We start from the raw sequence: 13,587 nt of genomic DNA, 5'->3' as shown, positions 1-13,587 counted from the left end.
TTAAGCCTGTTCTTCGAATCGTCTTGCAATTTCTACAATAACTTGAACTGCTTTTTCCATCGTATCTACCGAAACATACTCAAATTTACCGTGATAGTTTTCACCACCAGTGAAAATATTCGGCGTTGGTAATCCCATATATGATAATTGTGATCCATCTGTTCCTCCGCGAATTGGATGAATATTTGGTTCAATGTCTAAACTTTTCATTGCTTCATAAGCAATATCAACAATTTCTCTCACCGGTTCGATTTTTTCAAGCATGTTATAGTATTGATCATTCATTTCTAAAACGACTGCATCTTTCCCATACTTCTCTTGCATTTGTTTCACAATATTTTCAATGGTATTTTTACGTGTCTCAAAATTTTCACGATCAAAATCTCGAATAATATAATATGCTTTACTTTGCTCAACATCACCATTTAAAGAGAGTAAATGGTAGAATCCTTCGTATCCTTCAGTATACTCTGGTGCCTCTTCTACTGGTAAATGTCTATTAAACTCCATAGCAAGTTTAGTTGCATTACGCATTTTATTTTTTGCTGTCCCAGGATGTGTATTTGTTCCGTTAAACGTTAACTTAGCACCTGCAGCATTAAAGCTTTCATATTCTAAGCCACCTAATGGACCTCCATCCATCGTATAAGCAAATGATGCACCAAACGCTTCTACATCAAAATGAGCTGGTCCACGGCCGATTTCTTCATCTGGCGTAAATGCCACTCTAATTTTCCCATGCTTAATTTGTGGATTATGTATTAAATAATTCATTGCAACCATAATTTCTGTAAGACCAGCTTTATCATCTGCTCCTAGCAGTGTTGTACCATCAGTTGTAATAATCGTATGCCCTTTATAAGATGGTAATTCTGGGAACTGTTCCGGCGTTAACACAACATTTAGCTCTTCATTTAACGTAATCGCATTACCATCAAAGTTTTCATGAATTTGTGGCTTTACGTTTTTCCCCGTAAAGTCTGTTGCTGTATCTAAATGTGCTAAAAAGCCAATTACGGGAACATCCTTGTCCGTATTAGCCGGAAGTGTTGCCATTACATAACCATTATCATCCATCGTTATCTCTGTTAACCCAATTTCTTGTAGCTCTTCCACTAATAATTTACCAAACTCAATTTGCCCAGTTGTTGTTGGAACTGTATGGCTTTCCTCATTTGATTGCGTATCAATTTTGACATATCTCGTAAATCTTTCAATAAGCTCTTGTTTCAAATTTGTTCACTCCCTTTTATATTTCTTTCTTCATTATAATCCTTAAGACGAAATTTTTTAACTTTTTTGACTCTGAAAGTATATATTCCATTTACATTTTTAAAGATTTAAATAAATCAACAGAAGTCATAACATTTGTACATTTAAACTTTAACATGTAACATTCATAATTATAAAATATAGGAGGTATGAAAGATGAGGCTAACCCTCTTTCGCTATTTTCTTTTTTTCTTAGGATTAATTTTCTTTGGCCTTGGAAATGCTCTTGCAGTCAAAGTTAAATTTCTCGGTTTACATCCTTGGGAAGTTTTAAACATGGCTCTCTACCAAAGGTTTGGATGGACGATTGGTACGTGGAGTGTCATATGTGGGTTATGTCTCGTTCTCATTTCTTTACTAGTAGATCGAAAATATATAAATGTGGGAACATTTTTAAATACACTACTTATCGGTCCTATTATGGACTTTTTCTTACAATCAAATATTCTTCCAAATGCTAGTGATTATTTATGGATAAACTTACTCATTTTATTTTCTGGTATTGCCATTACAGGTATCGGTGGAGGTATGTATGTTGCAGCTGGAATTGGCGCTGGACCTCGTGATGGATTCATGCTTACTATTTCCGATAAAACAGGTCTATCTATTAGCCGTGCTCGAATCATTGTAGAATGCGTTGTACTAGTTATTGGATTTATGCTCGGTGGTCCTGTTTTTATCGTAACTTTTCTATACACTTTTATTCAAAGTCCAATCTTTCAGCAATCATTTAAAATGTTTCAAACACTCCTACATACTTTACAAAACAAAAACAAAGAGCAAATTAATGAAAATTTATAAAACACAACTTCATAAAAATAAATTCACCCTATCTACGATTCTTACCGCAAATAGGGTGTTTCTTTTTTCATCTCACAGTTTAAGAATATATACTATTTATTCACAATAAAAGTATATACATCATCATAAATACAACCGTTTACTCTAATAACATACTTCCCGGGTTTACTAAAACGAATTGTGTATTTATTTAGCTGAATTGCTTCTTTATCTCCAGAAAGAATATCAATACTTCTACCACTCAATACATAAAATTCACTTTGATTCATTGTTACATCAATTGTATTGAAATTTCCTTCTTTCACCTGCTGTATTTCCGCAGCGCTTACACTTGGTTCTAAAAACAGTAGTCCACTCAATCCAATCGTACCCGCTAAAGCTACTCCCGCAAACTTTTTAATCTTTTTCATCACAATGCCCTCCTTATAAATTTTGTGTAAAGGCAATATTCCCCTTTACACCACAAAGCCTATATGTAATGAAATGAAAAGTAAACGGGGACCGTAAGACAAAATTCTACATCTTTTTTTCCAATTGAATAGAAATCCAACGTTTGGAGTTTTGTCACATTTAAAATTGTTTTCTTAAGGAAACTTCCATTTGTATTATTCAGAAATTGAATAATTACTTATTGATTTAACATTCTAAAAATAGTTGATAAAAATGCATTCTATTAAAAAAGAGTGTGTTTTATAAGTACGAATTAAAACACACTCCATATATTCAGTTTCATTCTCTTATCCTTAATCTTTCTACATTCAATAATTGTTCATCATTAAATTCCAGCTTATATATGTCGGGCTTTGATGTATGTATTAGAAATTCAAATCCGTATTGATTATCAAAGTAATTCATCATTTGTGTCATTACAAGTCCATGTGTGCCAATTACAATTTTTTGCCCTTGAAAATCCATTAATATTTCCTTTAACACTTTCACTACCCGTCTCTGACAATCCTTATATGACTCTCCTTCCATATGTGCAAAGTCAGGATTAGAAAACATCTTCTTTACAAGTGGATACACCTCTTTATCTGGTATAATCTGATCCTCACTTGCAAACCTACATTCTTTGAGATTTTCATATACTATTATTTCTTTTTCATAGAAATTAGCTGCCGCTTCAATCGTTAACATAGCCCGATTATAAGGACTTGAAATAAAAGTATCAATTCCCTCCATTTTTAATACGTCAGTCACTCTATGAGTATCCATTTTTCCTTTTTCAGTTAATCCCCCGTGTTCTTTCACTCCCTTCTAATTTTGGTGATTCACCATGCCTAACCATATAAATATATGTATTCATACTTCCTCCTTGAAAATATTCATTCGTTTTTTATAAACTTTGCTGATCTGTTCTTCTAATCCATTCTCCTACTAAACTCTCGAATAATTCAGGCTGTTCAATTTGCAAATTATGCCCTGCCATATCTAACACTGCTAATGTCGCTCTTGGATAATCATCAATAATTCCTATAATATCTTTATAACCGACCGATATATCTTGTCTTCCGACTAATAAAAGAACGGGTTTCTCATATGTCTTATGATGAAAATTCATAGTAAGAGAGTAATTCTTTTGCAATCTATCAATAAATTCATAATTAGCAATTGTTAGTCCTGGCTTAATCTCCTCTTTAAACCTCTTATATGTATATTCATTCGCGACCACTGCTAACTTGCAAAACTCTTCTCTATCAGTGGAAGTTAGTGTATTTAAAAACTCCTTATCCTCTACAATTACCTGTTTATTCGGACGAGTCCTTTTTTCTTGCTCCGCTACAACAACAGGGCATACTAATAGTAATCCATTAACTCTTTCGAACAGCTTTGTGAGTATACCTCTAGCTAAATATCCACCATAGGACTCCCCTACTAATAAAAAGCTTTTAGATGGAATGATTTTTTCAATACATCCAATTAACAGTTCTAACATATGATCTGAACTATTTATCCAATCCGGAGCATTCGATTTCCCCATGCCAGGTAAATCAATATATATTCTTTGGTAACCTTTATATTTTGCGAATACTGATTCCATGCACCTCTGCATTAACCTATGATCAGGAGCACAGCCATGTATGATAATGACTGGTTTACCCTCTCCCACAATTTCATAGTATACTTCTGCACCTTTCATTCGAAATAACATAAAAATCCCTCCCTATTTAGTAAAGATGCTATCCACTCTGTAAGAATACACGTTCTTATTTTATATCTCCATTTAATATTTTTACAAATGTTAATTTTCAGACCGAAAATAAAAACCTTACTTAAAATAAGCCTATAACAATCAAAAATCAGCTAGAAAAAAGATTCTCATCATTTTATATGCAATTGTGCATCTCCACTTACAAATTACTAAAAAACCTTTACAATTCGAAGGATGATTAAATATACAATTCCCATTTAAAATCTTGATGAAGTACATATTATTAAAAACAATATTTTTTTAATTTTAAGAAGTATTACACTTTTCAACACTTTCCTTATAAACATGATTTTTATAAGGAAATCTGATACAATTCTTAAATAATATTATTATGTATAGATATTACGAATATAGTGCATAATTAAAGAAGGTGATTTTAGTGAAATTAAATAAAAATTTACAAATATGTATATTAATTGGAACATTAATATGTTATTCAATCTATTTTATGTTTTTTTATCTGTTCCCTACTCATTTTTCAAATTCAGACGTACGCTTCGCTTCTCTTATTGTTGAAGCCATTACATTTGTGTCACTCATTTACTCTATATATTCTAAAAAAGTCAGTTCAAATCCGTTTTGGATATGTATCACAATAGCAATTGGGAGTTTTTTATTAGGAAAAATAGTATATACATATCAAGATAGCTTCTTCGAAATTCCAATACATCGTTTTACTATTTCTGATGTATTTTACATGTTTTTTCTACTCTTTTGTCTTATCGCTTTCAGTTATAAAATCTTAAAAGAATGCGATAAATGGGAAAAAGCGTTCTTTATTTGTGATATATGTATAGTACTTACTTCCATATTCACATTAGAGTGGTATTTATTTAATCAACCAAATTTAAATATATTCTCTCTTTCACTAGGAGATGTTTTTCTTTCATTTCTATATCCAATTGCAGATTTATTATTTCTTTTACTAGGTGTTAGTCTCTTTTTCCGTCCAACCATTTTTAATTCGAAACGGAAAATTTACATCTTTATTTTTGTATTAATAAGTTCTGCAACTTTTAACTATATTTATTTTTACCTAAATAACCATTTATCAACTGAAACGATAACATTATTACGTCTTTTATATAGAATACCTATATTACTTATTGCAATAGCTGGATCTATTTCAGAAGACCGTAATAGTCATAAAAATTATTTCATTGTAAACCCTATAATAGGAAAAAAAGCTCTAGTTGTATTTCCCTATCTTGCTGTTGCAATACTAATCGGGTTTACATTAAAAGAACAAACAGCATCTTCAACTCTCATTACAGGAAATTGTATTACTTTCATTTTCGTACTCATTCGTCATTCTATTGTACGTATGCAAAACAATTCCCTAACCAAACGTTTACAGGCATTTAATGCTCAACTAGAAGAAAAAGTTACTTTACGAACTTCTGATTTAGTTTATAAATCAGAGGCTCTATCCCAAAAACAACAAAAATTCAAATCATTATATGAATATCACCCTGATCCTATTTTTACAATTGATTTAAATGGAGTATTCTTAAATGTAAATACAGCTGGAAATATACTACTTGGAGCACCAACAGATGAGTTACTCGGTGAAACTTGTTTTTCGATTATTTTAGATGAAGACGAATATAAACTAGCATCAGCATTAGAAAAAGTGAAACAACAAGAATCGGCATCCTTGCAACTACGTTCTCAATATAAAGATGGCTTTACTTATTTTTTATACGTTACCATCGTCCCTATTATGATAGACGGGCAAATTTCTGGAAGTTATATTATGGTGAAAGATATTACTGCACTAAAGAAACAGCAAGAAGAAATAAAATATTTAGCATTCCATGATACTGTAACGAAAATTGGGAACCGTGCCTTTTTCCATAAGAAATTAAAAAGAGTTATAAAACATGCTAAAACGACAGAAAGCGAGTTTGCATTATTATATTTAGACTTAGATCGCTTTAAAGCAATTAACGATACACTTGGACATTCGGCAGGAGATCACATATTAGAAGAAGTAGCGAAGCGATTCCAATCATGTCTTCCATCACATACTCATCTGTCAAGAATCGGTGGTGATGAGTTTACAATCTTAATTGAAAATTATACTGACGAAGATGCCTTATTCGAGTTATGTAATCAATTATTTAAAAGCATAGAAAAGCCGTTTGTCATATATGAGCATACATTAACTTTATCACTGAGTATCGGTATCGCTATTTATCCACATTCTGGAATCGATACCGCTACACTTTTGAAAAACGCTAATGTTGCAATGTATGATGCAAAGACAAGAGAGCTTAACGCTGTCTCTATTTATGACGATGTAATCGCTAAAAAAATTGAAAGACGATTACGATTAGAAAAAGATTTACCAAATGCAATACAAAATGAAGAACTGTTCCTTTTGTATCAACCTCAAGTTGATAGTGAATCTAATAAAATTATCGGTGCAGAAGCTCTAATTAGGTGGAATCATCCTGAATTAGGCGTTATTTCTCCATACGAGTTTATTCCAATTGCAGAAGAAACACTACAAATTATTCTAATAGGAAAATGGACATTAGAGCAGGCTTGTGAGCAAATGAAACGTTGGCACGCACTCGGATATTCACATTTAAAAATAGGTGTAAATTTATCTGCTAAAGAATTTGAACAAGAGGATTTTGTAAAGTCTATTTCTTCTACTTTAGCAAATACAGGTTTGCCAGCAAGTTCTCTCGATCTTGAGTTAACAGAGCGAATTGCAATGATGGATGAGCGAGAAACATTGATAAAATTGCGTACACTAAAAAGTTTAGGGATTCACATTTCAATCGACGACTTTGGTACAGGCTATTCTTCGCTAGCTTACTTACCTTTATATCCAATCGATACATTAAAAATCCCAAGAGAATTTATTACAATGTCTGAAACATGTGACGATGGAATGGAAATTATTAAAACGATCATCACATTAGCAAATACATTAGGAATGTCTGTTATTGCTGAAGGTGTAGAAACGAAAGAACACGTGAATTTCCTTCAAAAAAATAAATGTCAGTTTATTCAAGGTTACTATTATAGTAAACCTATCCATACTAATGCATTTACTGAGCTATTAGAAATCGGGATTCACCCATAGTACATAGCCAATCTGGATAAGTACTAATGAATTTGAACAACTATAGTAAAAAGGAAAGAAGATATCTTCTTTCCTTTTGTTTTTTATTTACATTTCCATTACTTCACGACTTCATTGATTATATCTATTAATTGATGAATCCCCTCATTATTGGTTTTCTTATATCCATTCATGTTTTGAATATATCTCTCCTTATTTGTATACAACTTATTTACTGCATGTATAAATGTATTCGTACTTACTCTGTCTTGGAGTATAACTTCCGCATATCCTCGCCGAGAAAAATATTCAGCATTTAAAACTTGATCTCCTCTACTGGAACTGTTAGTTAACGGGATAAGCAACATCGGTTTCTTCAAGAATAGCAATTCAGAAATAGCAGTAGAACCCGCTCTTGAAATTACAACACTCGCCATATTTAGTATATGCGGCAACTCTTCCCCTATATATTCGAATTGCATATAACCTTCCATGCCAATAGATGAATCTACCTTCCCTTTACCGCACATATGAACAATATTAAAATTTAATAATAATGTTTCCAAACTTTTTCTTACCATATTATTTATCCATTGAGCACCTTGACTCCCACCCATAATTAACAATACTGGTTTATCTTGCTGAAATTTACAATATCTTCTCCCTCGTAATACGTTACCCTTCTCAAGTTCTCCCCTTACAATTGGTCCTACATAAACCTTCTTCTCATTACTTACATTTTCTCCTGTCTGAGGAAATGTTGTACATAGCTTTGTAGCAAAAGGTAATGCTATTTTATTGGCAAGTCCTAATGTGCTATCTGGTTCACGTATAATTATAGGCACACGATTTAACCATGCCCCTATAGCAACAGGAACTGAAACAAATCCTCCTGCTGAAAAGATAACATCAGGCTTTATTTTCTTAATCAACTTATAGCTTTGTAAACAACCGTGTATAATTTTGAAAGGATCTTTAAAGTTCTCCAAATCCCAATATCTCCTAAGCTTCCCCGTTGAGACACTATTGTATTTAACATTTTGCACTAATGATTTTTCAATACCATTTTTGGATCCAATATACTCAACTCTCCATCCTTGCTCTATAAATTTAGGAATTAATACAATATTAATCATAACGTGTCCGGCTGTACCGCCCCCAGTAAAGAGAATCTTTTTATTCATAATTTATATCCACCTTTATTATTAAAAATCTAGCTTTATATTAGCCTTTTAAATGTAAATAATTTTATCATTTATATAAATATTTAACTCCACCTCTATATCTTTTAAAAAATCTTTAATGAGTTCATAAAAATCATTTCCATACTCACTACACTCATATTGAGCAAAGACTTGAATCACATACCTAGTTTCCGCCTCTAATGCTGACTTTAGTCGATTAACTCTTTCTTCTTCTACATACGCTCGATATTTATTTATTGCCTCTGAAAGATGCAAAACATGTGCTTCTTCATCCCTCCAGTCCAGCGTATCAACAATTGAAAGAAATAGCATATTTTGATTATCTATTACTTCATAACCATTCATATATTTCTTACACCCTTTATATTTTTCATTGAATGCAGATGTCATTACACTTTGCATACTCAATTACATCTTTTAATGATTGATGAAATTGAATTTCTGGGATCCAACCTAATCTTTTTATTTCCTCTATTTCTAGACTCTCATTTGAGTCGCTTCCACTTTTCACTGTTTCTTCTATGAAAAAATTTAGCTTTGTTAATTCTTTATATTGTTCTAGTACATTTAATAAAGATCGTTTCACTCCTGACCCGACATTATATTGTTTTCCATTTATTCCATCTCGTAATAACACATGATACGCTTTAACCGCATCACGTACATCTAAAAAATCCCTGCTATCTTTCAAACTGTTTACTTCAATAATGGCTTTACTTCTACCTGATTCTATATCTATCATTTTTTTTGCGAGAATCGAACAAATGCCATTTGATACTCCTGGACCAATTAAGTTTGAGGGCTTTGCAATAATAATATTTGAATCCATTAATCCGCCCCAAGCCTCTGCAATAATGACTTGCATCGTTTTACTTAAACTATATGGATTTGAAATTTTTATTTCGTTTATACTATCTGCTTGCAAAGCAGATCCTATAACTAACGTTCTACAATGTTGTGCTTCTTGCTTAATTGCTTCTAATAAATATAACGTCCCTATTACATTAATCTCTACATATTCAAGTGCAGCTGTCCAAGACTCTATGACCGAATTCCTTCCTGCTAAATGCAATACATAATCTGGCTTTATTTGTTTAATCACCTTCATTACTTCGCTCTTATTTGTTAAATTACAAATAATACTATTTTCTTTTTTTTCTCTATGTGTACAATTTTGAAACATAGGAATTACATGAAAGCCCTGCTCTAAAAAATATTGGCAAGCATGGCGTCCTGTAAAACCATTTGCACCTGTTATTAAAAGGCTCGCATTTTTTTTCATTGTAAAAAACCTCCTTTTAATAACATTTGTTTCACCTCATGTTTTGCAAGTAAGTCTTGTTGAGAGCTAAAACTCTTCACATCCACAAGCGGATAACTAGCATAATATTCTTGAAGCCCTTCTATAGGCATAGTCGGTAGTACTACAAAATAATTTTGATCAAAACTTATACTCGTTTTACTCTCTACCTCAGATAAAAGCATTTCACTTAATTTTTCACCCGGCCTTATCCCTATCTCTGTTAACTTCACATTTTCTTTTTTTGAATCTTCAATTAACACTTCTGCTAAATCTGTTATTTTACATGCCGGCATTTTCATAACAAAGATTTCCCCGCCTCTACCTTGATATACGGCTTTAAATAACAATCCAACAGCATCTTCAATTGTTAAGAAAAATCTAGTCATATTTGCATCCGTAATCCCTACTTGTGAAGATTTTTTAATTTGTTTTTTAAAAAGCGGTACCACACTTCCACTCGTCCCTAAAACATTTCCACCACGAACACAAATGAATTTTGTTTTCTTCGTTTGTACATTCGCATGAACCATTAACTTCTCACCAATTGCTTTTGTCATCCCATACGTATTTGATGGATCGGCTGCTTTATCCGTTGAAACATATATAACTTTCTCAACTTGCATCTGTATAGATGCTTCAATTACATTTTGCGTACCATGTATATTGGTTTTTATAGCTTCATAAGGATAATACTCACATACTGGAACGTGTTTTAAAGCTGCAAGATGGAATACATAATGTACACCTTGACATGCATAGATTAATTGATGCTTATCACGAATATCTCCAATAATAAATTTTAATCTATCATCATTTATAAACTGTTGCTGCATTTCAAACTGAACCGTTTCATTTCTTGAAAAAACCCTAATTTCTTTCGGTGATTTTTCTAATAGTTGTTTTATAAGTTCATGTCCCCACGAGCCTGTGCCACCAGTAATTAAAATTATTTTATCTAGCATTTCTTTTCCTCCTACCAAGCATTTCAATTAAAATTTATTGAATTATTTTCAATTGATTCAAATCATAATCGTCGTTTGTTACATTTAATTGACAAAATAAAAAAACCGAAACTATTAAATATAGTTTCGGTTTTTCATTTCACCTTACAACAGTAAGGTTTTTTATACTGTTTTGCATGATAACTAAATTCCCTGTAAAAAAACACCGCTCATTTATTTCTTATACTCGTAATAAAATAAATAGAATGATTCATAGCCAATAGTCATGTTTAAATTTATGAAAAAGGGAGGTAACGGAATGTACCGAAGCAATTCAAATCATACATATAACGGACCTTCCAAAGCACTGCCACTCTCCCTATTTGATGTAAAAAATGAATTGAAACAAAAAAGCAAACTCATTCATTCTGGCACGATGTATAAATTAACGAAAGAAGAGCAACTCATTATCAACAACATAAAAATACAAACAGAACAGCTAAATAAAAATAATGTTACAAGAACACGCGCATACTACCAATTTTACATTCAATATCCAGAAATACATTGGGCACTACTTGGACATATGGTATCACGTAACGGCGGTTGGAATATGACTGATTTAAAGGGCGATTTATATACGAGAATTTTATCAGAGAAAGATCAAATTACATTTTTTTCTTTTTTAGAAAGAGGGAATTGGCTTATTTTCCAAGATGTTTATCCTCAATTTTTGCTGTACGAACAAAGTGTAAAAAAATCACAAAAGCTATTTCACCTTCTCCCTCACCTAAATGTTTCTACATTTATGGAAACGATGTGGAACGATTTTTGGAAAACAGGTAATAAAAAAACATTAGCGATTGCAACTATTATTAATGAACAAAACTATTTAGAAAAAAGAGTGATTCAAAATGTACACTTTAAAAAGACTGTACTAAATAGTATTGGATTTAAACTCTTTGATTTTTTTCAGTTTAATCATATCCTTTTCCCATTCTACGAAAATGATAAGAAACAAAAAGTATTACTATTTGGTGATACAATGAAGCATTTTACTTCCTTACATGAACGAATCTTAATCGGAAAAAGGTTGTATTCATTATTATTTCGGGATACACATGTTTTATCCCAAATAATAAGCTGGGCTCAACATCATCCGCATACAGGATCAAGGAAAGATTACTGGCCCCATTTATTTTCAAGTGTAAATGAAACTTTTTCCCGTGAGTTTTATAAGCGCCGAATAAAGAAATGCCAGTTGCGTAATGGCGCTTATCGTATATACAGCCCTGCACTCAGCTACGCATGGCGAGATATTGAGCATGAAGAAGTTGACAGTGAAGATTGGTTTACGGACTGGCAAGTTGTAAATTACTTAGTGGATAAGGAGGAAAATATAAATGGACAAATTACAGAAGACTACTGTAAAACGCTCGAAAAAATTGAACTTGCCATTCTTGCAAAGAAAAATGTTCTCCTTCGAGAAGACGAATAACCTTTTCGCACTAGTTATTACAATCTTACTCTCTTCTATTATCGGGACTTACTTAGATGCTTTCTTTATTGCGAAACAAATATATTCCTTTCCGGTTAGACCCTTTCCCTCCGTATTTTCAGTTAACATCGGCTTTACTTTGTTTGTACTACCAATTTTAACAACGACTTTTATACAAATTTCAAAAACATTATCTGTATTTTCTAGGACTCTATTTATTGTTGCAATAGGTATTTGTGCCAGCATTTTTGAACAGATTGCTGAAAGATTAGGTTTCTTTATTCATAGCGTAGATTGGAATCATACATACTCTTTATTTGGTTATATGATTTTCTTTTCTTTTATTTGGAAAATATATTATTTCATACAAAAATAAAGAGACCCTTATAAATCTCTTTATTTTCACTCAATATTTTCTACATTTAAATACTTAGTTTCACAGTAATAGCCTTTGCCGCCAACATAAACTTTTTCTACTTTATTGTTGCTATTGGTTGCTAATGTAACTAATATTTCAGAAGGCGAGTGTACAGAATAACCTTGTTCAAATACATAGACTTCTTTTTGCAAGTTGTGCTGTTCATAAAGGTAGCAAGCTAATGCACCGTTTGAAGTTCCAGTCGCTGCTTCTTCATTGATATCGTATAGTGGAGCAAAATTTCTGCATATAATACGATTGTCATTAAAAGTATATAGATGCATCCCGACAACATTATAATACTTGCTGATTTCTTTAATTTTTTCAAAATTAGGTTGCAGTGTATGTAATTGTGTTTCGCTTTTTATAGGAATTAAAATATCTTTTAAACCCGTGGAGACAATTTGAATTGGATATTTATTGTCTATAGCTTTAATGTCAAAACAGTCGATGAACTCGTTTGGAGATACAACATCATAGAATATCGGTTTGTTTTGTTCCATGAATATGATGTCATCTTTTATGGTAATAGTAAGAACACCGCTGTTCGTTTCAATCGTATAGCGATTCCTGAAAAGTTTATTTAAATGCATCAGTATCGCGAAAGAGCCAATTGTGGCATGACCACATAAATCAACTTCTTCTTTTGGTGTAAAATACTGAAATTTATAATCAGCAATTTCAGATTCTGATATAAATGCGGTTTCCGCATAGCCCAGTTGTTTGGCTATTGCCATTTTTTGAGTAGTGGTCAATGTATTCTCAATAAATACCACTCCTGCTTTATTTCCACCTTTATGATCCTTGCTGAATGCACTTGCAACATAGACGGATATTTCCATAAGACACCTTCCTTCC

Annotated in this window: 12 protein-coding genes and 1 pseudogene; 4 read left to right on the top strand and 9 right to left on the bottom strand. The window is 32.1% G+C overall.

Annotation, left to right across the window (positions count from 1 at the left end; genetic code table 11):
* Positions 1–1,233: a peptidase T gene (gene pepT / locus V7S50_RS03145; RefSeq protein ID WP_063221019.1), complete on the bottom strand. Its 1,233-nt coding sequence runs from the start codon at positions 1,231–1,233 to the stop codon at positions 1–3.
* 195 nt (positions 1,234–1,428) lie between these two features.
* On the opposite strand from pepT, the gene V7S50_RS03140 reads away from it, so the two are divergent.
* Entirely contained in the window at positions 1,429–2,073 is a 645-nt protein-coding gene (locus V7S50_RS03140; RefSeq protein WP_242251968.1) for a YczE/YyaS/YitT family protein, read from the top strand.
* A 92-nt stretch (positions 2,074–2,165) separates the two neighbouring features.
* Here V7S50_RS03140 and V7S50_RS03135 read toward each other — a convergent pair whose 3' ends face one another.
* From V7S50_RS03135 to V7S50_RS03125, 3 genes and pseudogenes are all read right to left on the bottom strand, one after another.
* Positions 2,166–2,483: a hypothetical protein gene (locus V7S50_RS03135; protein WP_242251969.1), complete on the bottom strand. Its 318-nt coding sequence runs from the start codon at positions 2,481–2,483 to the stop codon at positions 2,166–2,168.
* A gap of 319 nt (positions 2,484–2,802) precedes the next feature.
* A pseudogene (locus tag V7S50_RS03130) lies at positions 2,803–3,379 on the bottom strand (histidine phosphatase family protein).
* 30 nt (positions 3,380–3,409) lie between these two features.
* Positions 3,410–4,225, bottom strand: coding sequence for an alpha/beta fold hydrolase (locus V7S50_RS03125; protein WP_242251971.1), 816 nt, complete (start codon positions 4,223–4,225; stop codon positions 3,410–3,412).
* 439 nt (positions 4,226–4,664) lie between these two features.
* On the opposite strand from V7S50_RS03125, the gene V7S50_RS03120 reads away from it, so the two are divergent.
* Positions 4,665–7,385 (top strand): putative bifunctional diguanylate cyclase/phosphodiesterase, encoded by a 2,721-nt coding sequence (locus V7S50_RS03120; protein WP_242251972.1) that lies wholly within the window; start codon positions 4,665–4,667, stop codon positions 7,383–7,385.
* A 98-nt stretch (positions 7,386–7,483) separates the two neighbouring features.
* Here the strand turns inward: V7S50_RS03120 and V7S50_RS03115 are convergent, their stop codons facing one another.
* The 4 genes from V7S50_RS03115 to V7S50_RS03100 are packed head-to-tail and all read right to left on the bottom strand — an operon-like array spanning position 7,484 to position 10,834.
* On the bottom strand, positions 7,484–8,548 hold the full coding sequence (locus V7S50_RS03115; protein WP_242251973.1) for an undecaprenyldiphospho-muramoylpentapeptide beta-N-acetylglucosaminyltransferase: 1,065 nt from the start codon (positions 8,546–8,548) through the stop codon (positions 7,484–7,486).
* Positions 8,549–8,596: 48 nt separating this feature from the next.
* A complete protein-coding gene (locus V7S50_RS03110; RefSeq protein ID WP_336375956.1) occupies positions 8,597–8,914 on the bottom strand; it encodes a DUF6572 domain-containing protein in 318 nt (105 codons plus the stop codon).
* A 25-nt stretch (positions 8,915–8,939) separates the two neighbouring features.
* Positions 8,940–9,851: an NAD-dependent epimerase/dehydratase family protein gene (locus V7S50_RS03105; protein WP_336375957.1), complete on the bottom strand. Its 912-nt coding sequence runs from the start codon at positions 9,849–9,851 to the stop codon at positions 8,940–8,942.
* The gene (locus V7S50_RS03100; RefSeq protein WP_063221028.1) at positions 9,848–10,834 is read right to left on the bottom strand and encodes a UDP-N-acetylglucosamine 4,6-dehydratase family protein; all 987 of its coding nucleotides are present in this window, start codon (positions 10,832–10,834) and stop codon (positions 9,848–9,850) included. The genes V7S50_RS03105 and V7S50_RS03100 overlap by 4 nt, the downstream gene beginning before the upstream one ends.
* A 298-nt stretch (positions 10,835–11,132) precedes the next feature.
* Here V7S50_RS03100 and V7S50_RS03095 point away from each other — a divergent pair, with 298 nt between their 5' ends.
* Both V7S50_RS03095 and V7S50_RS03090 read left to right on the top strand, forming a co-directional pair.
* A complete protein-coding gene (locus tag V7S50_RS03095) occupies positions 11,133–12,311 on the top strand; it encodes a DUF2515 domain-containing protein (protein WP_242251978.1) in 1,179 nt (392 codons plus the stop codon).
* Positions 12,217–12,687, top strand: a complete 471-nt coding sequence (locus V7S50_RS03090; protein ID WP_336584245.1) for a CBO0543 family protein — start codon at positions 12,217–12,219, stop codon at positions 12,685–12,687. Before V7S50_RS03095 ends, V7S50_RS03090 begins: the two co-directional genes overlap by 95 nt.
* Positions 12,688–12,713: 26 nt before the next feature.
* Here V7S50_RS03090 and V7S50_RS03085 read toward each other — a convergent pair whose 3' ends face one another.
* Positions 12,714–13,571, bottom strand: coding sequence for a PhzF family phenazine biosynthesis protein (locus tag V7S50_RS03085; RefSeq protein WP_242251979.1), 858 nt, complete (start codon positions 13,569–13,571; stop codon positions 12,714–12,716).
* Positions 13,572–13,587: the final 16 nt, after the last annotated feature.

Origin of the sequence: Bacillus sp. CCNWLW194 (assembly GCF_037120585.1) — a bacterium.
GTDB classification, from domain to species: Bacteria; Bacillota; Bacilli; order Bacillales; family Bacillaceae_G; genus Bacillus_A; species Bacillus_A basilensis.
This window is presented reverse-complemented; position numbering and strand designations above follow the sequence as displayed.

Excerpts from the sequence above, each read along its gene's own strand:
- V7S50_RS03140 (WP_242251968.1), top strand. The coding sequence starts at position 1,429 with ATGAGGCTAACCCTCTTTCGCTATTTTCTTTTTTTCTTAGGATTAATT.
- V7S50_RS03135 (WP_242251969.1), bottom strand. The coding sequence starts at position 2,483 with ATGAAAAAGATTAAAAAGTTTGCGGGAGTAGCTTTAGCGGGTACGATT.
- V7S50_RS03125 (WP_242251971.1), bottom strand. The coding sequence starts at position 4,225 with ATGTTATTTCGAATGAAAGGTGCAGAAGTATACTATGAAATTGTGGGA.
- V7S50_RS03115 (WP_242251973.1), bottom strand. The coding sequence starts at position 8,548 with ATGAATAAAAAGATTCTCTTTACTGGGGGCGGTACAGCCGGACACGTT.
- V7S50_RS03110 (WP_336375956.1), bottom strand. The coding sequence starts at position 8,914 with ATGAATGGTTATGAAGTAATAGATAATCAAAATATGCTATTTCTTTCA.
- V7S50_RS03105 (WP_336375957.1), bottom strand. The coding sequence starts at position 9,851 with ATGAAAAAAAATGCGAGCCTTTTAATAACAGGTGCAAATGGTTTTACA.
- V7S50_RS03100 (WP_063221028.1), bottom strand. The coding sequence starts at position 10,834 with ATGCTAGATAAAATAATTTTAATTACTGGTGGCACAGGCTCGTGGGGA.
- V7S50_RS03095 (WP_242251978.1), top strand. The coding sequence starts at position 11,133 with ATGTACCGAAGCAATTCAAATCATACATATAACGGACCTTCCAAAGCA.
- V7S50_RS03090 (WP_336584245.1), top strand. The coding sequence starts at position 12,217 with ATGGACAAATTACAGAAGACTACTGTAAAACGCTCGAAAAAATTGAAC.
- V7S50_RS03085 (WP_242251979.1), bottom strand. The coding sequence starts at position 13,571 with ATGGAAATATCCGTCTATGTTGCAAGTGCATTCAGCAAGGATCATAAA.